Below are 26261 nucleotides of genomic sequence, written 5' to 3' on the forward strand. Positions count from 1 at the left end.
ATCCCATGGGGCGGTACGACCCCGGAGAGCGGCCAGGGAGCGGACTAGCGGACTAAGGGCGGCCAGGGGCGGTACGAAGGGGTGGCCCGGACCGGCCGTCCCCTGTGCGGCCGGTCCGGGCCGAGGAAGGGCGTCAGCCGCCGCGTACGGCGGGTTCGGGACGGGACCCGGCGGGGGAGCCGGCGGGGGACCCGGAGGCCGGCCCGTCCTGAGCGGGCGGGGCCGCCGAGGCGGGCGTACGGCGGAAGAGGGCGCCCGGCCACCACACCCACCGCTTCAGCAGCAGGCTCGCCGACGTCACCAGGTACGTCCGCACGAGGAAGGTGTCGAGCAGCACGCCGACCGCCACCACGAACCCCATCTCGGCCAGCATCACCATCGGCAGCGTGGCCAGCACCGCGAAGGTCGCCGCCAGCACCAGACCGGCCGAGGCGATCACCCCGCCCGTCGTGCGCAGGGCGGTCACCGCCGCGTCCGGGACGTCCGCCCCGCGCAGCGACTCCTCCCGCATCCGGTGCATCAGGAAGATGCCGTAGTCCACGCCGAGGGCGACCAGGAAGACGAAGGACAGCAGTGGCAGCCCGGGGTCGACCCCGGCGAAGCCGAAGACGGGGTCGAAGAAGAGCCCGCCGAGCCCCATCGCGGCGCCCCACACCGCGACCACGGCGACCACGAGGACCAGCGGCGCGACGAGGCTGCGCAGCAGGGCGGCGAGGATCAGCAGTACGGCGATCAGCACCAGCGGGATGACCAGCATCCGGTCACGGGCGTTGGTGTCCTTCAGATCGAGCTGCTGGGCGCTGGGTCCGCCGACCAGCGCGTCGGCGCCCTCGACCCGCACCAGACCCGAGCGCAGGGCGTGCAGCGCGGCCGTCTCCTCCGCCGACTGCGGGGCGCCCCGCGGGAAGACGTCGATCTCCGTCCAGCCGCCGCCGCTGCGCCCGGTGTCCGCCCGCGCGACCCCCTCCGTGTCGCGCGCCCGCCGCAGCACCTCGTCCGCCCCCGCGGTGCGCGCCATCACGCTGATGGGCTGGCTGCTGCTGTCCGGATAGGCATCGGCGAGGGTCTGGGTGGCGGCCACCGACTCGGGCTTGTCGGTGAAGGTGTCCTCCTGCTTGAGATTGCCCGGCAGATTGAGCACCCCGAGGGCGAGGACGCCCAGCAGCGCGGCACCGCCGAGGAGTACGGCATCGGGGCGGCGGCGGGCCGAACTGCCCATCGCCTCGAAGAACCCGCGCCGGGTGGCCCGCGGTTCACTGCCGTGGACGGGGATCAGTGGCCAGAACACCCGCCGCCCCAGCAGCACCAGCACCGCGGGCAGCAGCGTCATCATCGCGGCCAGCGCGCAGATGACCCCGACCGCGCCGACCGGGCCCAGTCCGCTGCTGCTGTTGAGGTCGGCGGCGAGCAGACACAGCAGCCCGGCGGCCACGGTGCCGCTGGAGGCGAGCACGGCCGGACCGCAGCCGCGCAGGGCCTCGCGCATGGCGTCGTACGGGGCGCGGTGGCGGCGCAGCTCCTCGCGGTAGCGGGACACGATCAGCAGGGCGTAGTCGGTGCCCGCGCCGAAGACCAGCACCGTCATGATCGAGGAGCTCATGCTGGTGACGATGAGGTCGAAGCCCTGGACGAGGCCGTAGACGATCGCCATCGCGGCCATGGCGGCGACGCCGACCACCCCGAGCGGCACCAGCCACAGCAGCGGACTGCGATAGGTGATGATCAACAGCAGGGCGACCACCCCGGCGGTGGCGAACATCAGCGTGCCGTCGGTGGAGGCGAAGACCTCCTGCGAGTCGGCGCTGAGCGCCCCGGGACCGCCGACCTGGACGGTCAGGCCCTCGGGGTGGGAGGCGAGTTCGGCGCGGACGTCCTTGACGGCGTCGGCCCGCTCCTTCTCGTCCGTCAGGCCGGTGAGCGCCATGGCGTACATCACGGTCGTGCCGTCCTTGGACGGGACGGCGCGCGGGGCCGTGCCACCGACGAGGTCATGGCGCCCCGCCACCTCGGCGACCCGCCCGCCGGCCGCCTTACGGTCGGCGTCGGTGAGCCCGCCGTCGCGGTGGAAGACGAGGACGAGGTCGATGGTGTCGCCACCGGGCAGCCGCTCCTGGAGCCGGGCCACCTGGGTGGAGTCGGCGCCCGCCGGGAGGTAGTCGACGGCGGTGTCGCGTTTGGCGCCCTCGAGCTTGCCCGCGAAGGGGACGGCGACGAGGAGCAGCAGCACCCAGCCCGCGATGACCGCCCAGGGCAGCGAGCGCCGCCGCTTGCCGCCGGCCGCGGCGGGCGGTGGCGCGTCCGGTTGTTGGTGATCTCCAGCGATCCCTGACGATGTCGTCTGCATGCCCCCAGGCTTCCGACGCCCGGGCGCCGATACCTCGCGCCGACGACGGAAATGGCGACTACTACGCCGGGGGCGGGACGGGGGTGATTACTCCCTGGGGAGTACGGAGAGCGGACCGAACCCTCCGCTCAGAACGCCGCCCTTGTGGCGGCGAGCAGGCGGGCCGTGTCGTCGGGACAGATCATCAGGGCCCGGCCGACCGTCTCCAGGACCGCGCGCTCGGCCGGGCGGTACGGGCCGTCGGCCACGGCGATCCGGGCGCCCTGGAGGAGGATGGCCTCCCGGCCGGTGGGGGCCAGATGCGGGGCCAGCGGCTCCAGGGCCTCGTGCAGCTCGATGGCCAGCGCCGTGCCGCACGGGTCCAGGCCGTCGCGCTCACCGCACGCGCCCGGCAGCCGCCCGGTGTCGGCGGCGAGGGCCTCGATGAGCGCGAGCAGCTGCTCCTCGCTACAGTCGGCGAACCCGGCGGCGCGCACCGCGCCGACCGCGACCTGCCGGACCGCCGTCGCCTCGGTGCCGCCCGCGGCGAGGACCGCGAGGGCCACGGTGTGCACCGCGTCGCGGAGCATCGCGGAGAAGCGGGTCGTGGTGGGGTGGTCGAGCACCTCCGTGCCGTAGCGGCTGCCGCAGGCCGCGCATTCCACGATGGGTGCGACCGGTCCGCGCGGCAGCACCGGCAGGCCGAGCACCACGATGCGGCGACGGCCGGTACGGCGGCGGTAGTTGCGGTCACCTCCGCATTCGGGGCAGAAGAACTCACCATCGCCGACGGTCCGCCACAGAGTGCGTACGCCTACCACACACAGGTCCCGGTCACGGCGGGCTCGCCGGTGCACCACGTCACACCTCCATAACGCTTCGGCCACGTTGCCGCGTTGACGTGATGCTAGCCACATCCATGATGTGACGTCAGTACCCCGAACGGAGACAACAGGCCAAACCCGAGGCCCCGCCCACCTCGCGGGGTGAACGGGGCCCATGTGGGTGACCAGGTCAACGGGGTGATGAAGTCATCCGATCAGACCGGTGAAAGATCACCTACGCATCTGAAAGGAATCCGAAGGATTCCGAAAGGATCACCGGCGCGCCCGGTTCACCGCGGAGACGACGGCCTTCAGGGAGGCGCGCACGATGTTGGCGTCGATGCCGACACCCCACAGCACCTGCCCGCCGATCGCGCACTCGATGTACGCGGCGGCCTGGGACGCGGCGCCCTCGCTCAGGGTGTGCTCGGAGTAGTCCAGCAGCCGTACGTCCACGTCGATCGCGCCCAGGGCGTCGAAGAAGGCCGCCAGCGGGCCGTTGCCGGTGCCGGTCAGCACCGTCTCGGCGCCGTCCACGACCGCCTCGACGGTGAGCGCGTCGGTCCCCTCGGTGGTGGTCGAGGTCTGCGCGCTGCGCAGCGAGATCCGGCCCCACTGGTTGTCGTCGGTCGGCAGGTACTCGTCCTGGAAGGTCGCCCAGATCTGGCCCGGGGTGACCTCGCCGCCCTCGGCGTCGGTCTTGGCCTGAATCGTCCTGGAGAACTCGATCTGCATCCTGCGCGGCAGGTCCAGGTTGTGGTCGTTCTTCAGGACATAGGCGATGCCGCCCTTGCCGGACTGCGAGTTGACGCGGATGACCGCCTCGTAGGAGCGGCCGACGTCCTTGGGGTCGATGGGCAGGTACGGGACGGCCCACTCGATCTCGTCCACCGTCTTGCCCTGCTCGGCCGCGCTCGCCTCCAGCGCCTCGAACCCCTTCTTGATGGCGTCCTGGTGGGAGCCGGAGAAGGCGGTGTAGACCAGATCGCCCGCGTAGGGGTGGCGCGGGTGGATCTCCATCTGGTTGCAGTACTCGGCGGTGCGGCGGATCTCGTCGATCTGCGAGAAGTCGATCTGCGGGTCGACGCCCTGGGAGAACAGGTTCATGCCCAGCGTCACCAGGTCCACATTGCCGGTGCGCTCGCCCTGGCCGAACAGGCAGCCCTCGATGCGGTCCGCCCCGGCCATGATCGCCAGCTCGGCGGCGGCGACGGCGGTGCCGCGGTCGTTGTGCGGATGCACCGACAGGCAGATGTGCTCGCGCCGGGACAGATGGCGTGACATCCACTCGAAGCGGTCCGCGTGGGTGGACGGGGTCGAGCGCTCGACGGTGGCCGGCAGATTCAGGATGATCTCGCGGCCCTCCTCGGGCTGCCAGACGTCCATGACGCCCTCGCAGACCTCCAGCGCGAAGTCCAGCTCGGTGTCGGTGAAGATCTCCGGGCTGTACTGGTAGCCGAAGACCGTGTCATCGCCGAGGATCTTGTCGGCGTACTCCACCACCAGCCGGGTGCCGTCCACCGCGATCTGCTTGACCTGCTCCCGGGTGCCGCGGAAGACGACGCGGCGGAAGGTGGGGGCGGTGGCGTTGTACAGGTGCAGGGTGGCCTTGTGCGCCCCGCGCAGCGACTCGACGGTGCGCTCGATCAGCTCCTCGCGCGCCTGGGTGAGGACGGAGATCGTCACGTCCTCCGGGATCGCGCCCTCCTCGATGATCGACCGTACGAAGTCGAAGTCGGTCTGGCCGGAGGAGGGGAAGCCGACCTCGATCTCCTTGTAGCCCATGCGCACCAGCAGGTCGAACATCTCGCGCTTGCGGGCCGGGGACATCGGGTCGATCAGCGCCTGGTTGCCGTCCCGCAGATCGGTGGACAGCCAGCGCGGGGCGACGGTGATGCGGTTGTCCGGCCAGGTGCGGTCCGGGATGTCGACGGCCTCGTACGGGCCGTACTTGTGGATCGGCATCCCCGAGGGGCGCTGGGTGACGGTCGCGGCGGTGATGGGGGTGGGACGGCCGACGGCGTCACCGGAGATCGCAGAGGTCTCGGAGGTCTCGGAGGTCTCGGAATGGCCAGGCGTGTCGGAGTGAGTCATGGTGCGCGGGGCTCCTTGGATAGTCCGCTGTCCGCTGGACGAATCCGCTGTGGCGGAAGTCCTGGGGCGACCGACGGGGCGTGATCAGAGCAACGCCGAACTCCGCGGGGAGGGGGTCGGCCGTTCGACTACAGGCCCTCGCCGCGGCAGCTAAGAAGAAGCAGCCCGAAACGCATGATGGAGAGCAGCTTAACCGAGACGCGCGGGCGGAGCGGACCCGTATCACTATGCGGACCGAAGCATGTGCTTCGGAGGAATACACATCTTCCACTCGATTTCAGCAATCATGACCGCAAGGCGTGACACGGGCACCACGCGATGCGACATTGCCAGCCATGGACGCCAATGCCAATCCCCGCCGGACCCGCCCTGCCCGCGGTCACCGCCACACCGCCTTCTGCACGATCGTGCCGCCGCACGTCCTGGACAAGCTGTCCCGTGCCGAGGACGCGTCGCTGGCCGAACCCGCCCGCCGCACGCTCGAGCACGACGCCCTCCAGCGCACCCGCCGCCGGATCACCACCGTGCGCGGCGTCCCCGCCGCGCGGGCCGCCGTGCCCTCCGACAAGCCCCGGCGCACCATCTACGACGCCCAGCACAGGACCTCACTGCCGGGCAGGAAGGTGCGCGGCGAGGGCGACCAGGCGGGCGGGGACGACTCGGTGAACCGCGCGTACGACGGGCTGGGCGCGACCTTCGAGCTCTTCTTCAAGGCGTACGGCCGGCGCTCGATCGACGACTCCGGGCTGCCGCTGAACGCGAGCGTCCACTACAGCGAGGGCTACAACAACGCCTTCTGGGACGGCGAGCAGATGGTCTTCGGCGACGGGGACGGGGAGGTCTTCCTGGACTTCACCATCCCGGTCGACGTGATGGCCCATGAGCTCACCCACGGCGTCACGCAGTACACCGCCAACCTCGAGTACTTCGGCCAGTCCGGGGCGCTCAACGAGTCGATGTCCGACGTCTTCGGCTCCCTGGTCAAGCAGCATGTGCTCGGCCACAGCGCCGAGGAGGCCGACTGGCTGATCGGCGCGGGGCTGCTGACGGACCGGGTCACCGGGGTGGCCCTGCGCTCGATGAAGGCCCCGGGCACGGCGTACGACGACGATGTGCTGGGCAAGGACCCGCAGCCGGGCACGATGGACGACTACGTCCACACCGCACGTGACAACGGCGGCGTCCACATCAACTCCGGCATCCCCAACCACGCCTTCTACCTGGCCGCCACCGCCCTGGGCGGCAACGCCTGGGAGCGCGCCGGGCAGATCTGGTACGACGTGCTGACCGGCGGCGATCTGGCCTCCGACGCGGAGTTCGCCGACTTCGCCCAGCTCACGGTGGCCGCGGCGCACGCCCGGTACGGCGAGGGCGAGGAGCAGGCGGCGGTGCGGGAGGCATGGGCCGGGGTGGGCATCACCGATCTGCGGGCCCACGTGGGCGCGCGCTAGGGCGCGCCATCGGGTAGTGATGGAGCCATGCGCATCTCCGTCACCCGCACCGGCGGATTCGCCGGAATCGAGCGCCGGGCCGAGCTGGACACCACCGGCCGGCCCGACGCCACCCATCTGGACGCCCTGGCGCACCAGGCCGTCGAGACCGGCCACACCACGGCGCCCCGCGGCGTCCCGGACGGCTTCCAGTACGAGATCACCATCGACGGCCGCACCGTCCACGCCGCGGATCCCCAGCTGAGCGACGCCCAGCGGGAACTGATCCGCGCGGTGCTGAAGGAGGGCGCGTAAGGCCCCACGCGGGTAGGGCCTACGGGGGGCGGGGGCCTACGCGGGCAGGGTCCTACGCCGGCAGGGCCTACGCGGGCAGGGTCCTACGGCCCGGGCTCAGAACCCCAGCTTCCGCAACTGCTTCGGATCACGCTGCCAATCCTTGGCAACCTTCACATGCAGGTCCAGGAAGACCGGCGTCCCCAGCAGCGCCTCGATGTGCTTACGGGACTTGGTGCCCACGTCCTTCAGGCGGCGGCCCTTGGGGCCGATGATGATGCCCTTCTGGCTGGGCCGCTCGATGTAGAGGTTGGCGTGGATGTCCAGGAGCGGCCGGTCCGCGGGGCGGCCCTCGCGGGGCAGCATCTCCTCGACCACCACCGCGATGGAGTGCGGCAGTTCGTCCCGTACGCCCTCCAGCGCGGCCTCCCGGATCAGCTCGGCCACCATGACCTGCTCGGGCTCATCCGTGAGGTCGCCCTCGGCGTAGAGCGTCGGGCCCTCGGGCAGCAGCGGGACCAGCAGATCCGCCAGCAGATCCACCTGCTGGTCACCCACCGCCGACACCGGGACGATCTCGGCCCACTCGATGCCCAGCTCCTTGCCGAGCCGGTCGATGGCGATCAATTGCTGGGCCAGCTGCTGGGGCTCGACCAGGTCGGTCTTGGTGACGATCGCGACCTTGGGGGTCTTCTTGATCCCCGCGAGCTCGGTGGCGATGTAGCGGTCGCCGGGGCCCAGCTTCTGGTCGGCGGGCAGGCAGAACCCGATGACGTCGACCTCGGCCCAGGTGGTGCGCACCACATCGTTGAGCCGCTCGCCGAGCAGGGTGCGCGGCTTGTGCAGACCGGGGGTGTCCACGAGCACCAGCTGGGCGTCGGGGCGGTGCACGATGCCGCGGACGGTGTGACGGGTGGTCTGCGGGCGGTTCGAGGTGATCGCGACCTTCGTCCCCACCAGCGCGTTGGTCAGGGTCGACTTGCCCGCGTTGGGGCGGCCGACGAAGCAGGCGAAGCCCGAGCGGTGCGGGGTCTCCCGCTGCTCGGTCGGGGACGGGGAGGTACCGGCAGTCATGGCCCCCATTCTCCCCGATGCCCCGGCCCGCTCGGACCAGCCTTCCCGGCCTCGTACGGCCGCCGGGGCGGGTGGGCCGGGTCAGGCGTCCAGCGTGGCCCGCAGGGCGCCGTCGGGGCCCGCCAGCAGCACCGGGGTCCCGGCTCCGCCGAGGTCCCGGACGGCCGCGCGGTCCTCCTCCGAGGCGCTCTCCGCGTCGGTCACCACGGCCGCGGCCTCCAGGGACGTGGCACCGCTCGCCACGGCCATGGCGACGGCGGTCTGGAGGGCGCTCAGCTTCAGCGAGTCGAGGGCCACGGTCCCGGCCACATACGTACGCCCCGTCTCGTCACGGACGGCGGCGCCCTCCGGCACGGAGTTGCGGGCCCGCACGGAGCGGGCCAGCGTGATGATCTTGCGGTCTTCGGGGTCCAACTGCGCTGCTTCGCTCATGCGGATGAGCATATGCGGGGCGTTGACCGGCGGTGACGCCGGTGGGCACACGGCGGCCCGCGCCGGGCCGCGGTGCGGCGGCCCGGCGCGGGTGAAGCTCCTTACGGAGGGTTCGGCTCCTTACGGGAGGATCGGCGACGGCTGGAAGGTCAGCGAGGCCGAACCCGACGACGGGCTCAGGCCCGGAGCCCCCGCGAAGGAGGCGGTGTACGTCGAGGCGGTGATCACGGTCGGCGGAACGGTGACATTGCTGAGCGTCGCCGTACCGCTCGCGTTGGTGACCGCACTGCCCAGCGCGATCGGGCCCAGTACGGAGTTGGCGACGAAGGTGAGGCTCTGGCCGGGGATCGGGTTGTTCGACGCGTCCCTCAGCGTCGCGCTCAACGTCGGGATGACGAGTGTTCCGTTGATCCGCAGCCGGATGGTGGCCGGAGTGGCGGTCACGGTGGTCCCGGTCGGCGCCGCGACCACGTTCTGGGTGATGGTCGGCGAGGTGGAAGCGGCGAAGCAGGTGTCGCCGCCGTAGGTGGCGGTGACCGTGTGCGCGCCGGTGGTGAGGGTGTTGGTGCTGACGGTGGCCTGTCCCGCGCCGTTGAGCGTGCCGATGAGGGTGGGCCCGCCACTGATCACGAAGGTGACGTTCCCGGTCGGGATGCCCGTCGCCGGCGGCACCGCGGTCACGGTGGCGGTGAAGGTCACGTTCTGGCCGGGGGTGGACGGGTTCGGCGAGGACGTGAGCGTGGTCGTGGTGCTCGCCTGGCCGACGGTGACGGAGCCGGACGCCGAGGAGCCCGCCACGCCCGTGTTGCCCCCGTACGTGGCCGTCACCGCGTGGGTGCCCACCGGAATGGCGCTGGTCGTCACGCAAGCCTGACCACTGCCGTTCAGCGTCCCGGTCAAGGTCGGGCCGCCCGCGATCGTGAATGTCACCGTCCCGGTCGGGGCGCAGGTGCCGGGTGATGTCGTGGTCACCTGCGCGCACAAGGTCACCGACTGGCCACACACCGGGGAGGCGGGCGTGATGGTCAGCGCGGTCGTGGACGCGGCCTGGCCGACGGTGACGGAGCCGGACGCCGAGGAGCCCGCCACGCCCGTGTTGCCCGCGTACGTGGCCGTCACCGCGTGGGTGCCCACCGGAATGGCGGTGGTCGTCACACACGCCTGACCGGTCGCGTCGAGCGTCCCGGTCAGGGTCGGACCGCCCGCGATCGTGAAGGTGACCGTTCCGGTCGGGGTACAGGTGCTGGGCGCCGCGACCGTCACCTGGGCGCACAGGGTCACCGGCTGGCCGCACACCGGAGAGGCGGGCAGGAAGCTCAGGGTCGTGGTGGAGACGCCCTGGTTGACCGTGACGGACCCGGTGCCGGTCGAGCCGGCGACGCCGGTGCTGCCCCCGTAGGTGGCCGTCACCGCGTGGGTGCCGACCGGAATGGCGCTGGTCGTCACACACGCCTGACCACTGGCGTTCAGCGTCCCGGTCAGGGTCGGACCACCCGCGATCGTGAACGTCACCGTCCCGGTCGGGGCGCACGTGCCGGGCGGTGTCGTGGTCACCTGCGCGCACAAGGTCACCGACTGGCCGCACGACGCCGTGCTGGGCGTGATGGTCAGGGCGGTCGTCGAGGCGGCCTGGTTCACCGTCAGGGGGAGGGTCGTCGTCGAGCCCAGGACGTCCCCGTCGCCCGGGTAGGTGATGGTCACGCTGTGGGTGCCGACCGGAATGGCACTGGTCGTCACGCACGCCTGACCGGTCGCGTCCAGCGTGCCCGTCAGGGTCGGACCACCGGAGACGGCGAACGTCACGTTCCCGGTGGGGATACATGTGCTGGGCGGCGCGACGCTCACGTCCGCGCAGATGGTCACCGGCTCACCGCAGACGGACGGGCTGGGCGAGATGCTCGCCGAGATACCCGAGACGCCCTGGCCCACGGTGATCGACGCGGTGCCGGTGGAGCTCGCGATGTTCGTGCTGCCACCGTACGTGGCGGTCACGGTGTGCGAACCCGCGGTCAGCGCGCTGGTGGTCACGCACGCCTGGCCGCTCGCGTTCAGCGTGCCCGTCAGGGTCGGACCACCGCTGATCACGAAGGTCACCGTGCCCGTGGGCGTACAGGTGCTCGGGGGCGACACCGTCACCTGGGCGCAGATGGTGATCGACTCACCGCAGACCGGCGCGGCCGGGGACACCGTGACCGATGTGGTCGACGCTCCCTGACCGACCGTGACCGAATCGGTGTCGCTCGAGCCCGCGACGTTCCCGTTGCCGTTGTAGGTGGCCGTCACGGTGTGTGTTCCCACCGGGATGGCACTGGTGGTCACACACGCCTGGCCGCTCGCGTTCAGCGTCCCCGTCAGGGTCGGTCCGCCGGCGACCGTGAACGTCACCGTGCCCGTCGGGGTGCAGGTGCCGGGCGCGACGACCGCCACCTGCGCGCACAGGGTCACCGTCTCACCGCAGACCGGCGAGGCGGGAGAGATGGTGAGGGTCGTGGTGGAGGACGCCGGGTTGATGGTGAGCGGCGTCAAGGGCGAGTTGGACGGGGCGAAGTTGGTGTCGCCGTTGTAGAACGCGGCGACCTGGTGCGTGCCCACGCTCAGGGCGGGAACGGTGACGGAGGCGTTCCCGGACCCGTCGAGGGTCCCGGTCACCGTGGGCCCGTCCGCGCTGATGATGAAGGTGACCGTGCCGGTGGGGGTGCCGCTGCCCGGGGGCGCCGCCGCCACATGGGCGGTCAGGGTCACGGTCTCGCCGCAGACGGGCGCGGGCGGGACGAAGGTGACGGTGGTGGTGGTCGCGGCCTGGTTGACCTGCTGGATGGTCGTGCCGGACGAATTGTCCAGAGGATCACTGGAGTTGACGAAGTTCGCCGTGACCAGATGGGAGCCGACGGAGAGCGTGGAGTCGGTCACGCTGGCCGTGCCGGAGTCGACCCCGGTCTGGGTGAGCGTCACGGGGCCGATGGTCGGACCACCGGCGATGACGAAGGTCACATCGCCCCATGGAGGGGCCCCGGCGGTGATGCCGGTGACGGTGGCGGTGTAGGTGACGGATTGACCGAAGACGGAGGGGTTCGGCGTGGAGGTCACCGTGGTGGTGGACATGGAGGGGCCGCCCTTTCCTGAGCTCAGGGGGATGAGCCGCCCGGCTCCGCGCGGCGCGTGCCGCGCGGAGCCTTGGCCTCCGTGCGGGGGTGCCCATACGGCCGACCTGTCTACGTCAAAGCAGACAGGCCGGCTGTCCCCCGACAGAGGTATGGGCGACCCACCAGTCGGTATCTGCAAGTAAGCGGGCGCCTACGCCAGATGGGCCAGGGAGCGGACGGCTATTCCACCCGGATGGCGCAGCGCGGACCGCGCGTTACCGATGCGCTGGCGCGACGGCCCGCTGTCGTACGGGTGGGTGCCGCGCCCCGGCGCGTGCGGCGGGAGCGCAGCAGGCGGGAGCGCGCGGCAGGCGGGCCGGGCCGGAGCACAATGCGGCCCCGCCCACGGGGTGTGGACGGGGCCGCGTCATGGCGTGCGCGGGGGTTACCCCGGCCCGGCCGCGACGGTTTCGCGAATCGGCTCGACCAGCACCGTGACGATGCGGTTGCGGCGGCCCGCCGGGGACTCGGCGGTCAGCCGCAGCGCCTTGAGCGCGGGGTCCACCCCGCCCTCGGGGACGTCGACCTCGGCCTTGGCGCCCGCGATCGGCACCCGGCCCAGCGCCTTGGCGAGCAGCCCGCCCACCGTCTCGACGTCCTCGTCCTCCAGATCCGTGCCGTACAGCTCCCCCAGGTCGCCCAGGGCGAGCCGGGCGGTCACCCGGTGGGTGCCGTCGCCGAGGTCCTCGACGGGCGGCAGCTCGCGGTCGTACTCGTCGGTGATCTCTCCGACGATCTCCTCCAGGATGTCCTCGATGGTGACGATCCCGGCCGTGCCGCCGTACTCGTCGATCACCACGGCCACGTGGTTGCGCTCCTGCTGCATCTCGCGCAGCAGATCGCCCGCGTTCTTGGTGTCCGGGACGAAGGCGGCGGGCCGCATCGCGGTGGAGACCAGCTCGGCCTCGGCCTCGCGGTTGATATGCGTCTTGCGGACCAGGTCCTTGAGGTAGACGATCCCGACGATGTCGTCCTCGTTCTCCCCGGTGACCGGGATCCGGGAGAAGCCGGAGCGCAGCGCGAGGGTGAGGGCCTGCCGGATGGTCTTGAAGCGCTCGATGACCACGAGGTCGGTGCGCGGCACCATCACCTCGCGCACCAGGGTGTCGCCGAGCTCGAAGACGGAGTGGACCATGCGCCGCTCCTCGTCCTCGATCAGCGACTCCTGCTCGGCGAGGTCCACCAGGGCGCGCAGCTCGGCCTCGGAGGCGAACGGGCCCTTTCGGAAGCCCTTGCCGGGCGTCAGCGCGTTACCGAGGAGGATCAGCAGCGGCGGGATGGGGCCCATGACCCGGGCCAGCGGGATCAGCACATAGGCGGCGACGGTCGCGGTGTTGAGCGGATGCTGGGCGCCGATGGTGCGCGGCGAGACGCCGACGGCCACATACGACACCAGGACCATCACGCCGATCGCGACGGTCAGTGCCTTCCAGGTCTCGGGGAACTCGCGCAGGCTCGCGTAGGTGACGACCGCGCCCGCCGCGACCTCGCAGGCGACCCGGACCAGCAGGGCCACGTTGAGATAGCGGGTGGGGTCCTCGGCGACGAGCATCAGCTTGGCGCTGCCCCGGCGCCCGGAGCGCACGGCCTCCGCGGCGCGGAACCGGGTGGTGCGGGCGAGACCGGCCTCCGCGCAGGCCGCCAGCCAGGCCACCACGACCAGCAGGACGGCCGCGGTGACGAGCTGCGCGCTCATCGGACGGTGGGGGCCGGGGAGGGGCCGGTGACGCCCTGCTCCGCGCGCCAGCCGTCGACGATGGCGGCCTGGAGGCCGAACATCTCGGCGCGCTCGTCCGCCTCCTCGTGGTCATAGCCGAGGAGGTGGAGGACGCCGTGGACGGTGAGCAGCTGGAGCTCCTCGTCCATGGAGTGCCCGGTCGGCGCCTCCTCCCCCTGCTTCTTGGCCACTTCGGGGCAGAGCACGATGTCCCCGAGGAGGCCCTGCGGGGGCTCCTCGTCGTCCTTGGCCGGCGGGCGCAGCTCGTCCATCGGGAAGGACATGACATCGGTCGGACCCGGCAGATCCATCCACTGGATGTGCAACTGCTCCATGGCGTCGGCGTCGACGACGATCACCGAGAGCTCGGAGAGCGGGTGGATACGCATCCGGGCGAGCGCGTAGCGGGCGATGTCCAGCACCGCCCGCTCGTCGATATCGGTACCGGATTCGTTGTTGACGTCGATCGCCATGGGGGTTCGCGGTTACTTTCCGTTGCGGCTGTCGTACTGGTCGTATGCGTCGACGATCCGGCCGACCAGCTTGTGACGGACCACGTCGGTGCTGGTGAGCATGGAGAAGTGAACATCATCGACGCCGTCCAGGATCTCCCGCACCTGGCGCAGACCGCTCTTGGTCCCGCCGGGGAGGTCGATCTGGGTGATGTCGCCCGTGATCACTATCTTGGAGTCGAAGCCGAGCCGGGTGAGGAACATCTTCATCTGCTCGGGGTTCGTGTTCTGTGCCTCGTCGAGGATGATGAACGCGTCATTGAGCGTACGGCCACGCATGTACGCCAGCGGCGCGACCTCGATCGTGCCCGCGGCCATCAGGCGCGGGATGGAGTCGGGGTCGAGCATGTCGTGCAGCGCGTCGTAGAGCGGCCGCAGATACGGGTCGATCTTCTCGTAGAGGGTGCCGGGCAGGAAGCCGAGCCGCTCCCCCGCCTCGACCGCGGGCCGGGTGAGGATGATCCGGTTGACCTGCTTGGATTGCAGCGCCTGGACCGCCTTGGCCATGGCGAGATAGGTCTTGCCGGTGCCCGCGGGGCCGATGCCGAAGACGACCGTGTGCTTGTCGATGGCGTCGACATAGCGCTTCTGGTTGAGCGTCTTGGGGCGGATGGTGCGGCCGCGGTTGGAGAGGATGTTCTGGGTGAGCACCTCGGCGGGCGTCTCCTGCACCTCGCTTCCGCCGTTCTCAGCCGCGCGCAGCATGGAGATCGAGCGCTCCACCGCATCCTCCGTCATCGGTTGACCGGTGCGGAGCACCAGCATCATCTCATCGAACAGACGCTGGACCAGGGCTACTTCCTTCGGATCCCCGGTGGCGCTGACTTCGTTGCCCCGTACATGAATATCAGTCGCCGGGAACGCGTTCTCGATCACACGGAGCAGCGCGTCACCGGATCCCAGAACCATGACCATGGGGTGCTTGCTCGGGACCGTGAACTGCGCACGCGCCTGCGGTGCTGTGGTTGGTTGCGTCATGGGCCGGCTCTCTGGCCTGCTTCTACCTCCCGATACAGGGTTCTCGCCGCTCGACAACCTTGGGTTCCAGGGTACGACGGAGCACCGACAACACCCGAGCCCTTTTACTCCTATCCGCTCATCGGCCCGCTCACCTGGGGCCCGCCACGCCCGGCACGCGGCCCGCGCTACGCCTTGCGGAAACCGATCGTCGGCACGGCCCGGCGCAGCGGCCAGGGGCGGGCGGCGGCCGGGAGCAGCCGGTCGAGGAAGGCGTAGCGGCGCAGGGCGCGGGCGGGCTGGTCGTCGTAGGCGCGGGCGTGCTGCCACCAGGCGGCGATCTCGACCCAGCCGGGCGCCGACAGCGAGCCGCCGAACTCCTGCACCGACAGCGCGGCGGTCAGCCCGGCGAAGGCCAGCCGGTCGGCGAGCGGCCACCCGGCGAGCGTGCCGGTGACGAAACCTGCGACGAACACATCCCCGGCCCCGGTCGGGTCCAGGGCCTCCACGGAGATCGCGGGCACCTCGGCGGTCTCGCCGGTGCGGCTGTCGACCGCGTACGCCCCCTCGGAGCCGAGCGTGACGACGGCCAGCGGCACCAGGTCGGACAGGGCACGGGCGGCGGCGCGCGGGCAGTCGGTGCGGGTGTAGCGCATCGCCTCCTCGGCGTTGGGCAGGAACGCCTCGCAGTGCTCCAGCTCGGCGAGGTCGGCCGGGTCCCAGCGGCCGGTGTCGTCCCAGCCGACGTCCGCGAAGATCCTGCTGCCGCGGCGGGCGGCCTCGGCGACCCACTCCTGGCCGCCGCCGGGCACCAGGGAGGCCACGGCGGCGCGGGCCGGGGGCGGGCAGCTGGGCGCGGGCGCCTCGGGCGGCGGGGCCTCATGGCCGTGGGAGACCATGGTCCGCTCGCCCTCGTAGGCCATGGAGACGGTCACCGGGGAGTGCCAGCCGGGGATCGTGCGGGAGAGCGACAGATCGATGCCCTCGCCGTGGTCCAGGGCGTCCCGGCAGTAGTCCCCGTAGTGGTCGTCGCCGAAGGCGGCGGCGAGCGAGGTGCGCAGGCCGAGCCGGGCCAGGGCGGTGGCCATATTGGCGACGCCGCCGGGGCTCGACCCCATGCCGCGGGCCCAGGACTCGGTGCCGCGGACGGGGGCGCTGTCCAGACCGGTGAAGATGATGTCCAGGAAGACCGTGCCGGTGAGATAGACGTCGCAGTCCGCGTCGCCGGGGCGGCGCACATCCGCGAGCGGGTCGAGCAGGTGGTAGCCCGCCGTGAGCTTGTCGCCCTCGTGTGTCGTCACCGCGCTCTCCCAGGTCTTGCCGGTCCGCCCGCCGCCGTCTGATGCGGGTGCGGCCAGTGTGCACGATGGCACCGACAACGGGCCGGGATCCGGCCCACCGTCACCCTCGGCGGTCCCCGGCCCCGGGCGCCCTCGCCGGGGCGCGGCGGTCCGTCGGCCCCCACGCCCCCGCCCGGGCGCCCTCAGCGCCGTTTGGGCAGCGCCACCGTCATCAGGTCCTGGGCGACCGTGAGCTCCCCTTCGAACCCCGCGTCCCGCGCCTGGCGCTCGAACTCGGAGGGGTCGCCGTAGCGCTGCGAGAAGTGCGTCAGCACCAGATGCCGCACCCCCGCCCCGGCGGCGAGCCGGGCGGCCTGCCCGGCGGTCAGATGCCCGTACTCGACGGCCAGGGCCTCGTCCTCGTCCAGGAAGGTCGACTCGATGACCAGCAGATCGCACCCCTGCGCCAGCGCGTCGGCGCCGTCGCACAGCCGGGTGTCCATGATGAACGCGAAGCGCTGCCCCCGGCGCACCTCGCTGACCTCCTCGATCGCCACCGTGCGCCCCTCGGTCTCCAGCACCCGATCCCGCTGGAGCCGGCCGATGTCCGGGCCGCGGACGCCCAGCGCGGCGAGCCGCTCGGGCAGCATCCTGCGGCCGTCGGGTTCGATCAGGCGATAGCCGTAGGACTCGACGGGGTGCGAGAGCCGGACGGCCTCCAGCGTGTACGCGGGGGTGCGGGCCAGCAGCGCGCCGTCACCGGCGACCGGCTCCTCGGTCAGCGCGACCGTCTCGCGGTAGGCGGTCGCGTAGCGCAGCCGCTCGAAGAACCGCTGTCCGCTCGCCGGGTAGTGGGCGGTCACCCGGTGCGGCACCCGGTCCAGGTTGATCCGCTGGATCACCCCGGCCAGGCCCAGGGAGTGGTCCCCGTGGAAGTGGGTGACACAGATCCGGTCGATGTCATGGGCGGCGACCCCGGCCCTCAGCATCTGGCGCTGGGTGCCCTCGCCGGGGTCGAACAGCAGGCCCTCGCCGTCCCAGCGCAGCAGATAGCCGTTGTGGTTGCGGTGCCGGGTCGGCACCTGGCTGGCGGTGCCGAGGACGATCAGTTCCCGCGCGGACAAGGGTTATCCGGGGGGCCAGTTGAGCCCGCGGCCGCCCAGGACGTGGGCGTGCGCGTGGAAGACGGTCTGACCGGCGCCGGAGCCGGTGTTGAACACCACGCGGTAGCCCGTCTCGACGAGCTTCTCATCCGCGGCGACCGCACCCGCCTCACGCAGCACATCCGCGGTGACCTGCGGTTCGGCCGCCGCGAGTGCGGCCGCGTCCGGGTGGTGCACCTTGGGGATCACCAGGATGTGCGTGGGCGCCTGGGGGTTTATGTCGCGGAATGCGACGGTGGTGTCCGTCTCGCGGACGACGGTGGCCGGCACCTCCCCCGACACAATCTTGCAGAACAGGCAGTCGGCCTGCGGTTCTCCCGCCACCGGTGGCTCCTCAAGGATCGTCGGCACGTACGGTCCGGATGGTACCGGGAGGGCCTGCCGACGGAAGCGATCGCGGGTTATTCGCTCCGGCCGCCGCCTCCGGTGCCGCCCTTACCGTCCTCACCGGCGCTGTCGGCGGCACCGACCTGGCCGGTGCCGCCCTCGGTGGTCGGATGCTCCCAGGGGTGGCTGCGGGTCGGCTCGGGGGCCTCCGTGGTCCGGTGCTCCCAAGGGTGGCTACGGGTCGGCTCCGGGGCCTCGGTCGTCCGGTGCTCCCAAGGGTGGCTACGGGTCGGCTCGGGGGCCTCCGTGGTCCGGTGCTCCCAGGGGCGACTCCGGGTCGGCCGGGGGCTCTCGGTGTCCGAACCGCCGCCCTGGCACTCCCCGATCACATTCGCCTCGAAGACCTTCCGGCCGTCCACCTGGCCGGTCAAGTCGCCCCGGACGCAGTGGTCCTCCCGGACGTAGGTGACCCGGCCCCTGATCCTGACGTCCTTGTCGTTGTCGGTCCTGCCGTGGCAGTCCACCCGTGCGTCGGTCTCCCCGGCCCGCTCGCTCTGCGAGGGCGAAGCGGCACCCGCCGTACGGCCGTGCCGGAACTCGGCGTTGCAGCTCATCCAGCGGACGCCGACACCGCCCCGCTCCAGCGCCTCGGTGGCGACCTGGTCCGTGGTGATCGCGATCGTCACGGAGCTGATGCCGCCGCCCGTGGGCTCACATGCCGTCACCGCGACCACCGCCGCGCCGACCGCCGCGACGGCGAAGAGCGTCCGTCCCCCTCGTGCCCGCCGTGCCCACCGTGCCCGTCGTGCCTGCCTTGCCTGGCTCAATACCCCCATAGGGGATAGGTTCCCATCGGCCGACGCGAACCGGAAGGCCGTCCTCGGCCAGGTGCGGACGTACCCGGGGAGGGGCCCCGGGGGGCTCTCACCCCGCTCCGGAGGGGCCCTCAGCCCCAGCGGCCGGTGCGGCCGAGCAGCAGCGCGGCGGCCGCCGTTCCGGCCGTGGAGGTGCGCAGCACGCTCGGGCCCAGCCGGTACGGCAGCGCGCCCGCCTCGGCGAAGGCCGCCAACTCCTCCGGGGACACGCCTCCTTCGGGCCCGACGACCAGTACGATCTCGCCACTCGTGGGCAGTTGGGCCGTCGCGAGCGGCTCGCCGCCCTCCTCGTGGAGCACGGCGGCGAATCGGGCCTCGGCGAGCAGCCGGGTTACCTGCCGGGTCGTCATCGCGTCCGTGACCTCGGGGAAGGTCAGCCGACGGGACTGCTTGCCCGCCTCGCGCGCGGTCGACCGCCACTTGCCGAGCGCCTTGAGGCCGCGCTCGCCCTTCCACTGGGTGATACAGCGGGCGGCCGACCACGGCACGACGGCGTCCACGCCGGTCTCCGTCATGGTCTCCACCGCCAGTTCGCCCCGGTCGCCCTTGGGCAGCGCCTGGACGACGGTGATCCTCGGGTCCGGGGCCGCCTCCCGGCGCACCTCGTCCACCGCGACCTCCAGCCGGTCCTTGCCCTCCACGGCCGCCACGGTGCCCTGGACGCCCGTACCGTGGCCGTCCGTCAGCACGACCGGCTCACCGACGCGCAGCCGCCTTACGGACACCGCGTGGCGTCCCTCCGGACCCTCCAGCCGGACCCGGGCCCCCGCGGCCGCGCCCGCCAGGGAGTCGGCCACGAACACCGGGGCGGTCACGACACCGCACCCCACTGGGGCTGAAGGCCCAACGCGGCCCGAGCCGCGTCGAGTTCCACCGCGAGCGTCTCCACCAGCCGCGCGGCGGGCAGATCACGCGCCAGCCGGTGGCCCTGCCCGGCCCACAGCGCCATCCCCTGGGGGTCACCCGCCTTGGCGGCCGCCTTACGGAGGCCGGAGGTCATGTGGTGCAGCTGGGGGTAGGCGGCGGGCGCGTACGGGGCGTGCTCGCGCATGAAGCGGTTGACCAGGCCCCGGGCCGGGCGCCCGGAGAAGGCGCGGGTCAGCTCGGTGCGGCCGAACAGCGGATCCGTCATCGCCTGCTTGTGCAGGGCGTTCGCCCCGGACTCGGGGCACACCAGGAACGCGGTCCCCAGCTGGGCCGCGACCGCGCCCGCGGACAGCGCGGCGGCGATCTGCGAACCGCGCATGATCCCGCCCGCCGCGATGATCGGGATCTGGACGTACTCACGGACCAGCGTGATCAGCGACAGCAGCCCGAGCCCGACACCCATCCCGTCCGCGGCCGGGTCATTGCTGTACGTGCCCTGGTGACCGCCGGCCTCCACACCCTGCACACAGACGGCGTCGGCGCCCGCCCACTGGGCGGTCTGCGCCTCGACGGGCGAGGTCACGGTGACGACCGTACGGGTGCCGACCTTGGCGAGGGCGTCGAGGACGGCGCGGGTCGGGCAGCCGAAGGTGAACGAGACGACCGGAACGGGGTTGTCGAGAAGCACGGCGAGCTTGGCGTCGTACGCGTCGTCCGAGCCCGACTCCGGGTCGCCCAGCGGGGTCTCGTACCAGGCCGCCTCACCCGCGAGCCGCTCGCCGTAGGCCGCGACGGCGGCCGGGTCGGGGTTGGGCGGCTGCGGCATGAACAGATTCATGCCGAAGGGCCGGCCGGTCAGCCCCCGCAGCTGTTTGATCTCCTCATACATCGCCTCCGGCGTCTTGTAGCCGGCGGCGAGGAAACCGAGGCCACCGGCCTCGGAGACAGTGGCGGCGAGCTGCGGGCAGGAGGCTCCACCCGCCATCGGCGCCTGCACGATCGGGTACCGGTAAAGATCGGTCAGCGCGGAGGACATGGCCACATCGTGTCATGCCCTCCGCACCAGCTCACCACCGGATCAAGGGCGTCGCGAGCCGATTCCCGGCCGGAACGCCTACCGTCCGTTGAACGCGTCCTTCAGCCGCGAGAACAGCCCCTGCTGCCCCGGCTTGCCGCACTCCCCCGGGGGCCAACCCCCGTACCCCCGGCCGAAGCGCCTACCGTCCGTTGAACGCGTCCTTCAGCCGCGAGAACAGCCCCTGCTGCCCCGGCTTGAACTCGCCGGTCGGGCGCTCCTCGCCGCGCAGCTTGGACAGCCGCCGCAGCAGCTCCTCCTGCTCCGGGTCGAGCTTGGTCGGGGTGGTCACCTCGACGTGCACGATCAGGTCGCCCCGGCCGCCGCCGCGCAGATGGGTGACGCCGCGCTGGTGCAGCGGGACCGACTGGCCGGACTGGGTGCCGGGTCGGATGTCGATCTCCTCCAGGCCGTCCAGCGTCTCCAGCGGCACCTTGGTGCCGAGGGCCGCCGCGGTCATCGGGATCGTCACCGTGCAGTGCATGTCGTCGCCGCGCCGCTGGAAGACGGGGTGCGGCACCTCGTGGATCTCCACGTACAGGTCGCCCGCCGGGCCGCCGCCCGGTCCGACCTCGCCCTCACCGGCCAGCTGGATCCTGGTGCCGTTGTCCACACCGGCGGGGATCTTCACCGTAAGGGTGCGCCGCGAGCGGATCCGGCCGTCGCCCGCGCACTCCGGGCACGGGGTCGGCACCACGGTGCCGAAGCCCTGGCACTGCGGGCACGGCCGCGAGGTCATGACCTGGCCCAGGAAGGACCGCGTCACCTGGGAGACCTCACCGCGGCCACGGCACATGTCACAGGTCTGCGCCGAGGTGCCCGGCGCCGCGCCCTCGCCGCTGCACGTCGTGCAGACGACCGCGGTGTCGACCTGGATGTCCTTGGTGGTCCCGAACGCGGCCTCGCTGAGCTCCACGTCCAGCCGGATCATCGCGTCCTGACCGCGCCGGGTCCTGGAACGCGGACCGCGCTGCGAGGCGGTGCCGAAGAACGCGTCCATGATGTCGGAGAAGTTGCCGAAACCCGCGCCGAAGCCGCCGGCGCCACCGCCGCCCGGCCCGGCGTTCGGGTCCCCACCCAGGTCGTAGACCTGCTTCTTCTGCGGGTCCGACAAGACCTCATAAGCGGCGTTGATCTCCTTGAACCGCTCCTGGGTCTTCGGATCCGGGTTCACGTCCGGATGCAGCTCTCGGGCGAGCCGCCGGAATGCCTTCTTGATCTGGTCCTGCGAGGCATCACGAGGCACGCCCAGGACTGCGTAGTAGTCCGTCGCCACTTACGACTCCGCCAGGATCTGTCCGACGTAACGTGCCACTGCGCGTACCGCTCCCATCGTTCCGGGGTAGTCCATGCGGGTCGGTCCGACCACGCCGAGTTTGGCGACCGCCTCGTCGCCGGAACCGTAGCCGACCGCGACGACCGAGGTGGCAGTCAGCCCCTCGTGAGCATTCTCATGCCCGATCCGCACGGTCATACCCGAGTCCTTGGCCTCGCCCAGCAGCTTGAGGAGGACGACCTGCTCCTCGAGTGCCTCCAGAACGGGCCGGATCGTCAGGGGGAAATCATGCACGAAACGCGTGAGGTTCGCGGTGCCGCCGATCATCAGCCGCTCCTCGGTCTCCTCCACGAGCGTCTCGAGCAAGGTCGACAGCACGATCGAGACGGTCCCCCGGTCCTCCTGTTCGAAGGACTCCGGAAGATCCTGCACCAACTGCGGCACATCCGCGAAACGCCGCCCCACGACCCGGCTGTTGAGCCGGGCGCGCAGATCGGCGAGCGAATCCTCGGTGACCGGGGTGGGGCAGTCGACCATGCGCTGCTCCACCCGCCCGGTGTCGGTGATCAGCACCAGCATCACCCGGGCCGGGGCCAGCGGGAGCAGCTCCACATGGCGCACCGTCGAACGGGTCAGCGACGGATACTGCACCACCGCCACCTGCCGGGTCAGCTGCGCCAGCAGCCGGACCGTGCGCCCCACCACGTCGTCGAGGTCGACCGCACCGTCCAGGAAGTTCTGAATGGCCCGCCGCTCCGGGCTGGACAGCGGCTTGACTCCGGCCAGCTTGTCCACGAAGAGGCGATAGCCCTTGTCCGTGGGGATCCGCCCGGCGCTCGTATGCGGCTGGGCGATGAACCCCTCGTCCTCCAGAGCGGCCATGTCGTTACGCACCGTGGCCGGGGAGACCCCCAGCCGGTGCCGCTCGGTGAGCGCCTTGGAGCCGACCGGCTCCTCCGTCCCCACATAGTCCTGGACAATGGCACGCAGCACCTCGAGTCTGCGTTCGCTGAGCACCCCGCGCACCTCCAGTCCAGCGGTCTCATCAGGTCGTCCGTCTGGCACTCACCGGGCACGAGTGCCAGAGCCCCTCCGCCAGTGTACGGCGGGGTGCGGTGGCATGGGCAAGAGCCGCCGTCGGCAGCAACTCTCCCCCATCCCCATTGAGCTAGCGTCGCGGTATGGAGACGTGTTGGGAAGAGGCGGGCTGGGAGCGGCTCGCGCCCGGTGTGGCCCGCCGTCGGATGCCGGAGTGGGACGAGACGGTCGGCGTGGTCGTCGGACGGACCGACATCCTCGTCGTGGACACCGGCGCGACCCTGCGCGCCGGGGCCGAACTGCGCTCCGGGATCACCCGGCTGACCGGCCGCCGCCCCACCCGGATCGCGCTCACCCATCCGCACTTCGACCATGTCCTGGGCTCGGCCGCCTTCGCGGGCTGCGAGGTCTACGGAGCCACGGGCCTGGACGAGCTGCTGCGCCGTGAGCGGGAGACGCTGCGCGAGGACGCGATCCGCCACGGGGTGGACCGGGACGCCGCCACCGAGGCAGTGGACCATCTGGCCTCCCCGCACCACCTGGTCTGCGGGGAGCTCAGCCTCGACCTCGGCGGCCGTACGGCGCTGCTGGCCAATGTGGGGCCGGGCCACACCGCCCATGACCTGGCCGTCCTGGTGCCCGGCCGGCCCGAGGTGGTCTTCTGCGGCGATCTGGTGGAGGAGTCCGGGACGCCCCAGGCCGGGCCCGACGCGATCCCCGGCCACTGGCCCGCCGCCCTCGACCGGCTGCTCGCCCTCGGCGGCGCGGACGCGCGGTACGTCCCGGGGCACGGCTCCGTGGTGGACGCCGCGTTCGTACGGGCCCAACGCGACGAACTGGCCGCCCGCTTCGGCGTGTCCGGCTAGCCGTCGCTCTAGGCGTTCGCCTAGTCGTTCGCCCGGTTGCGCGTCTGCGGGAGCGGGTGGCCGTCGCGCGCTATCGTCATCCGGATGCGACAGTACGACCCGGACCTGACCCCGCCCTGGAAGCGGCAGCGGCCCGCTCCCGAGGTCCCCGCCGAACCGGACCTCGTCGTAGAGGAGGTCACCACCGGATTCTGTGGTGCCGTGATCCGCTGTGAGAAGACCGCCCAGGGTCCGACGGTCACTCTGGAGGACCGCTTCGGCAAACATCGCGTCTTCCCCATGGAGCCGCGCGGTTTTCTGCTCGAGGGGCGTGTCGTCACGCTCGTCCGCCCGCGTGCGGCGGCCCCCAGCGCGCCGCGGCGCACGGCCTCGGGGTCGATCGCCGTGCCGGGAGCCCGTGCGAGGGTCGCCCGCGCGGGGCGCATCTATGTCGAGGGGCGCCATGACGCGGAGCTGGTCGAGCGGGTCTGGGGCGACGATCTGCGCATCGAGGGTGTCGTCGTGGAGTACCTGGAGGGCGTCGACGACCTGCCCGCCATCGTCGACGACTTCGCCCCCGGCCCGGACGCCCGGCTCGGCGTCCTCGTCGACCATCTGGTGACGGGCTCCAAGGAGTCCCGTATCGCCGCGCAGGTCACCGGCGAGCATGTGCTGGTCCTCGGCCACCCCTACATCGACATCTGGGAGGCCGTGAAGCCGTCCTCCCTCTCCATCCCGGCCTGGCCGACGGTGCCGCACGGCCAGGACTGGAAGAAGGGTGTCTGCCGCGCCCTGGGCTGGCCGGAGAACACCGGGGCCGCCTGGCAGCGGATCCTGTCCTCGGTCCACTCCTACAAGGACCTCCAGCCGGAGCTCCTGGGGCGGGTGGAGGAGCTGATCGACTTCGTGACGGCCCCACGGGGCTGACGGCCTCCGTGAGGGGCTGACGGTCTCCGTACGGGCTGACGGTCTCCGTACGGGCTGACGGTCTCCGTACAGGGCTTGACGGCCTCCGTACGGCCCTATGGCTCCCGTACGGGCTAATGGCCTCCGTACGGGCCAAGTGGCCGTCGTACGGGCTGACGGCCGCCGTAAGGGCTCCCGTACGGGCTGACGGCCCCGCCCCGCCTCAGTCCACCAGGTCCCGCACCACCGCGTCCGCCAGCAGCCGCCCCCGGAGCGTGAGCACGGCCTGCCCGCGCCCGTACGGCTCCGGCTCCAGCAGGCCGTCCTCCAGGGCCCGTGCCGCGGCCGCCGCCCCGGCCGGGCGCAGCAGCTCCAGCGGGCAGCCCTCGGCCAGCCGCAGCTCCAGCAGGATCCGCTCCACCCGGCGCTCCTCGGCGGACAGCAGCTCCCGGCCCGCGCCGGGCGACCGGCCCTCGCCCAGGGCCTGTGCGTACGCCCCGGGGTGCTTCACGTTCCACCACCGCACGCCGCCCACATGGCTGTGCGCGCCGGGGCCCGCGCCCCACCAGTCGGCGCCGCGCCAGTACAGCTCGTTGTGGCGGCAGCGCCCGGCGGGCGAGGTGGCCCAGTTGGAGACCTCGTACCAGGCGAACCCGGCGGCCGACAGGGTCTCTTCGGCGATCAGATAGCGGTCCGCGTGCACATCGTCGTCGGTCATCGGCACCTCGCCGCGCCGGATCCGCCGCGCCAGCTGGGTGCCCTCCTCCACGATCAGCGCATACGCCGACACATGGTCCGGGCCCGCCCCGAGGGCCGCCTCGAGTGAGGCGCGCCAGTCCGCGTCGCTCTCCCCCGGCGTCCCGTAGATCAGGTCCAGGTTCACATGGCCGAATCCGGCCGCCCGCGCCTCGGCCACACACGCCTCGGGCCGCCCCGGGGTGTGCGTACGGTCCAGCACCTTCAGGACGTGCTGCCGGGCGCTCTGCATGCCGAAGGAGATCCGGTTGAAGCCCGCATCCCGCAGCTCCGCCAGATACCGCGGATCGACCGACTCCGGATTGGCCTCGGTCGTGACCTCGGCCCCCTCGGCCAGCCCGAACTCATCCCGGATCGCCCCCAGCATCCGCCCGAGGTCCGCCGCCGCGAGCAGGGTCGGGGTTCCGCCGCCGACGAACACGGTCTCCACGGCCCGCGGGTCGTCCCCCAGCACCTTCCGCGCCAGCCGCACCTCCTCGACGACCTGCTCGGCGTAGTTGTCCCGCGAGGCGAGCACACCGCCGGAGCCGCGCAGCTCACTGGCGGTGTAGGTGTTGAAGTCGCAGTAGCCGCAGCGGGTGGCGCAGTACGGCACATGCAGATAGAACCCCAGCGGCCGCCGCTCCGCCCCCGCCAAAGCGGTCGCGGGCAGTGCGCCGTCCTCGGGCATGGGCTCACCATCAGGCAGTACGGAAGGCATGCCCCCATTGTCCGGCACGCCCGCCGCCACTCGGGACCGCGAGACGGCGCCCGGACGCCGGGGGCCGTGGCGTCCGGGCCCACGGGGCGTCCGGCGAACCACGCGGGGCTCCGCGTAGCGGTGCTTTCCCCTCCCCGCCCCTTCCCGATACCAGGGGCTCCGCCCCTGGACCCCGGCGCCCGGGGGCGGAACCCCACCACGCGGCGGAGCCGCACATCGATGCCGCGGGAAGGGGCGGAGCCCCGGGCCCGAGGTCTGGGGGCGGAGCCCCGGGTCTGGGGTCTGGGCCCGGAGCCCCCGGTCCGGGGCCTGAGCGCAGAGCCCCCGGTCCGAGGTCTGGGCGCGGAGCCCCG

The 26261-nt window shown here is 72.0% G+C and carries 22 protein-coding genes; 4 read left to right on the forward strand and 18 right to left on the reverse strand.

Going from position 1 to position 26261, the window contains the following annotated elements; all coding sequences use genetic code 11:
• Nucleotides 1–133 precede the first annotated feature (133 nt).
• From KHP12_RS19550 to leuA, 3 genes are all read right to left on the reverse strand, one after another.
• On the reverse strand, nucleotides 134–2344 hold the full coding sequence (locus tag KHP12_RS19550) for an MMPL family transporter (RefSeq protein ID WP_246643202.1): 2211 nt from the start codon (nucleotides 2342–2344) through the stop codon (nucleotides 134–136).
• Nucleotides 2345–2472: 128 nt separating this feature from the next.
• Entirely contained in the window at nucleotides 2473–3183 is a 711-nt protein-coding gene (locus tag KHP12_RS19555; protein ID WP_044575485.1) for a TerB family tellurite resistance protein, read from the reverse strand.
• A gap of 237 nt (nucleotides 3184–3420) precedes the next feature.
• The gene (gene leuA / locus KHP12_RS19560; RefSeq protein WP_246648629.1) at nucleotides 3421–5241 is read right to left on the reverse strand and encodes a 2-isopropylmalate synthase; all 1821 of its coding nucleotides are present in this window, start codon (nucleotides 5239–5241) and stop codon (nucleotides 3421–3423) included.
• A 335-nt stretch (nucleotides 5242–5576) separates the two neighbouring features.
• Here leuA and KHP12_RS19565 point away from each other — a divergent pair, with 335 nt between their 5' ends.
• Together KHP12_RS19565 and KHP12_RS19570 are read left to right on the forward strand one after the other, a co-directional pair.
• The gene (locus KHP12_RS19565; RefSeq protein WP_211833222.1) at nucleotides 5577–6692 is read left to right on the forward strand and encodes a M4 family metallopeptidase; all 1116 of its coding nucleotides are present in this window, start codon (nucleotides 5577–5579) and stop codon (nucleotides 6690–6692) included.
• Between the two features lie 27 nt (nucleotides 6693–6719).
• Nucleotides 6720–6986: a protealysin inhibitor emfourin gene (locus KHP12_RS19570; protein ID WP_037946034.1), complete on the forward strand. Its 267-nt coding sequence runs from the start codon at nucleotides 6720–6722 to the stop codon at nucleotides 6984–6986.
• Between the two features lie 96 nt (nucleotides 6987–7082).
• Here KHP12_RS19570 and era read toward each other — a convergent pair whose 3' ends face one another.
• From era to hrcA, 14 genes are all read right to left on the reverse strand, one after another.
• Nucleotides 7083–8039 (reverse strand): GTPase Era, encoded by a 957-nt coding sequence (era, locus tag KHP12_RS19575; protein WP_106968960.1) that lies wholly within the window; start codon nucleotides 8037–8039, stop codon nucleotides 7083–7085.
• A gap of 81 nt (nucleotides 8040–8120) precedes the next feature.
• Nucleotides 8121–8471, reverse strand: coding sequence for a cytidine deaminase-like protein (locus KHP12_RS19580; protein ID WP_037946269.1), 351 nt, complete (start codon nucleotides 8469–8471; stop codon nucleotides 8121–8123).
• Between the two features lie 120 nt (nucleotides 8472–8591).
• Entirely contained in the window at nucleotides 8592–11573 is a 2982-nt protein-coding gene (locus KHP12_RS19585; protein WP_211833223.1) for a beta strand repeat-containing protein, read from the reverse strand.
• Nucleotides 11574–11999: 426 nt separating this feature from the next.
• Nucleotides 12000–13310, reverse strand: coding sequence for a hemolysin family protein (locus KHP12_RS19590; RefSeq protein ID WP_086879622.1), 1311 nt, complete (start codon nucleotides 13308–13310; stop codon nucleotides 12000–12002).
• Entirely contained in the window at nucleotides 13307–13804 is a 498-nt protein-coding gene (ybeY, locus tag KHP12_RS19595) for an rRNA maturation RNase YbeY (RefSeq protein WP_020871394.1), read from the reverse strand. The genes KHP12_RS19590 and ybeY overlap by 4 nt, the downstream gene beginning before the upstream one ends.
• 12 nt (nucleotides 13805–13816) lie before the next feature.
• Nucleotides 13817–14821 carry a PhoH family protein gene (locus KHP12_RS19600; RefSeq protein ID WP_211833224.1) on the reverse strand — a complete coding sequence of 335 codons (1005 nt, stop codon included), beginning with the start codon at nucleotides 14819–14821 and terminating at the stop codon, nucleotides 13817–13819.
• 167 nt (nucleotides 14822–14988) lie between these two features.
• Nucleotides 14989–16101 carry a carbohydrate kinase family protein gene (locus tag KHP12_RS19605; RefSeq protein WP_210609271.1) on the reverse strand — a complete coding sequence of 371 codons (1113 nt, stop codon included), beginning with the start codon at nucleotides 16099–16101 and terminating at the stop codon, nucleotides 14989–14991.
• A 182-nt stretch (nucleotides 16102–16283) separates the two neighbouring features.
• On the reverse strand, nucleotides 16284–17204 hold the full coding sequence (locus KHP12_RS19610; protein WP_086885871.1) for a ribonuclease Z: 921 nt from the start codon (nucleotides 17202–17204) through the stop codon (nucleotides 16284–16286).
• 3 nt (nucleotides 17205–17207) lie between these two features.
• Nucleotides 17208–17567, reverse strand: a complete 360-nt coding sequence (locus tag KHP12_RS19615) for a histidine triad nucleotide-binding protein (RefSeq protein ID WP_086885872.1) — start codon at nucleotides 17565–17567, stop codon at nucleotides 17208–17210.
• A 77-nt stretch (nucleotides 17568–17644) separates the two neighbouring features.
• On the reverse strand, nucleotides 17645–18406 hold the full coding sequence (locus KHP12_RS19620; RefSeq protein WP_211833225.1) for a hypothetical protein: 762 nt from the start codon (nucleotides 18404–18406) through the stop codon (nucleotides 17645–17647).
• Between the two features lie 110 nt (nucleotides 18407–18516).
• Nucleotides 18517–19260, reverse strand: coding sequence for a 16S rRNA (uracil(1498)-N(3))-methyltransferase (locus tag KHP12_RS19625; RefSeq protein WP_086885873.1), 744 nt, complete (start codon nucleotides 19258–19260; stop codon nucleotides 18517–18519).
• Nucleotides 19257–20348: a nitronate monooxygenase gene (locus tag KHP12_RS19630; RefSeq protein ID WP_086885874.1), complete on the reverse strand. Its 1092-nt coding sequence runs from the start codon at nucleotides 20346–20348 to the stop codon at nucleotides 19257–19259. The genes KHP12_RS19625 and KHP12_RS19630 overlap by 4 nt, the downstream gene beginning before the upstream one ends.
• A 181-nt stretch (nucleotides 20349–20529) precedes the next feature.
• Nucleotides 20530–21663 (reverse strand): molecular chaperone DnaJ, encoded by a 1134-nt coding sequence (dnaJ, locus tag KHP12_RS19635; protein WP_037946013.1) that lies wholly within the window; start codon nucleotides 21661–21663, stop codon nucleotides 20530–20532.
• On the reverse strand, nucleotides 21664–22680 hold the full coding sequence (gene hrcA / locus KHP12_RS19640) for a heat-inducible transcriptional repressor HrcA (RefSeq protein WP_086884076.1): 1017 nt from the start codon (nucleotides 22678–22680) through the stop codon (nucleotides 21664–21666). It abuts the gene before it with no gap.
• Between the two features lie 164 nt (nucleotides 22681–22844).
• Here hrcA and KHP12_RS19645 point away from each other — a divergent pair, with 164 nt between their 5' ends.
• Both KHP12_RS19645 and KHP12_RS19650 read left to right on the forward strand, forming a co-directional pair.
• Nucleotides 22845–23567, forward strand: coding sequence for an MBL fold metallo-hydrolase (locus KHP12_RS19645; protein ID WP_086884074.1), 723 nt, complete (start codon nucleotides 22845–22847; stop codon nucleotides 23565–23567).
• Nucleotides 23568–23651: 84 nt separating this feature from the next.
• A complete protein-coding gene (locus KHP12_RS19650) occupies nucleotides 23652–24473 on the forward strand; it encodes a DUF3097 domain-containing protein (protein WP_037946008.1) in 822 nt (273 codons plus the stop codon).
• Between the two features lie 202 nt (nucleotides 24474–24675).
• On the opposite strand, the gene hemW is transcribed toward KHP12_RS19650, so the two are convergent.
• Nucleotides 24676–25908 (reverse strand): radical SAM family heme chaperone HemW, encoded by a 1233-nt coding sequence (hemW, locus tag KHP12_RS19655; protein WP_211833226.1) that lies wholly within the window; start codon nucleotides 25906–25908, stop codon nucleotides 24676–24678.
• Nucleotides 25909–26261: the final 353 nt, after the last annotated feature.

Origin of the sequence: Streptomyces asiaticus (assembly GCF_018138715.1) — a bacterium.
Lineage (GTDB): Bacteria > Actinomycetota > Actinomycetes > Streptomycetales > Streptomycetaceae > Streptomyces > Streptomyces asiaticus.

What these genes read in the sequence shown, in the direction of transcription:
- KHP12_RS19550 (WP_246643202.1), bottom strand. Translation starts at nt 2,344, where the DNA reads ATGCAGACGACATCGTCAGGGATCGCTGGAGATCACCAACAACCGGAC.
- leuA (WP_246648629.1), bottom strand. Translation starts at nt 5,241, where the DNA reads ATGACTCACTCCGACACGCCTGGCCATTCCGAGACCTCCGAGACCTCC.
- KHP12_RS19565 (WP_211833222.1), top strand. Translation starts at nt 5,577, where the DNA reads ATGGACGCCAATGCCAATCCCCGCCGGACCCGCCCTGCCCGCGGTCAC.
- KHP12_RS19570 (WP_037946034.1), top strand. Translation starts at nt 6,720, where the DNA reads ATGCGCATCTCCGTCACCCGCACCGGCGGATTCGCCGGAATCGAGCGC.
- era (WP_106968960.1), bottom strand. Translation starts at nt 8,039, where the DNA reads ATGACTGCCGGTACCTCCCCGTCCCCGACCGAGCAGCGGGAGACCCCG.
- KHP12_RS19580 (WP_037946269.1), bottom strand. Translation starts at nt 8,471, where the DNA reads ATGAGCGAAGCAGCGCAGTTGGACCCCGAAGACCGCAAGATCATCACG.
- KHP12_RS19585 (WP_211833223.1), bottom strand. Translation starts at nt 11,573, where the DNA reads ATGTCCACCACCACGGTGACCTCCACGCCGAACCCCTCCGTCTTCGGT.
- KHP12_RS19590 (WP_086879622.1), bottom strand. Translation starts at nt 13,310, where the DNA reads ATGAGCGCGCAGCTCGTCACCGCGGCCGTCCTGCTGGTCGTGGTGGCC.
- ybeY (WP_020871394.1), bottom strand. Translation starts at nt 13,804, where the DNA reads ATGGCGATCGACGTCAACAACGAATCCGGTACCGATATCGACGAGCGG.
- KHP12_RS19600 (WP_211833224.1), bottom strand. Translation starts at nt 14,821, where the DNA reads ATGACGCAACCAACCACAGCACCGCAGGCGCGTGCGCAGTTCACGGTC.
- KHP12_RS19620 (WP_211833225.1), bottom strand. Translation starts at nt 18,406, where the DNA reads ATGGGGGTATTGAGCCAGGCAAGGCAGGCACGACGGGCACGGTGGGCA.
- KHP12_RS19630 (WP_086885874.1), bottom strand. Translation starts at nt 20,348, where the DNA reads ATGTCCTCCGCGCTGACCGATCTTTACCGGTACCCGATCGTGCAGGCG.
- KHP12_RS19645 (WP_086884074.1), top strand. Translation starts at nt 22,845, where the DNA reads ATGGAGACGTGTTGGGAAGAGGCGGGCTGGGAGCGGCTCGCGCCCGGT.
- KHP12_RS19650 (WP_037946008.1), top strand. Translation starts at nt 23,652, where the DNA reads ATGCGACAGTACGACCCGGACCTGACCCCGCCCTGGAAGCGGCAGCGG.
- hemW (WP_211833226.1), bottom strand. Translation starts at nt 25,908, where the DNA reads ATGCCTTCCGTACTGCCTGATGGTGAGCCCATGCCCGAGGACGGCGCA.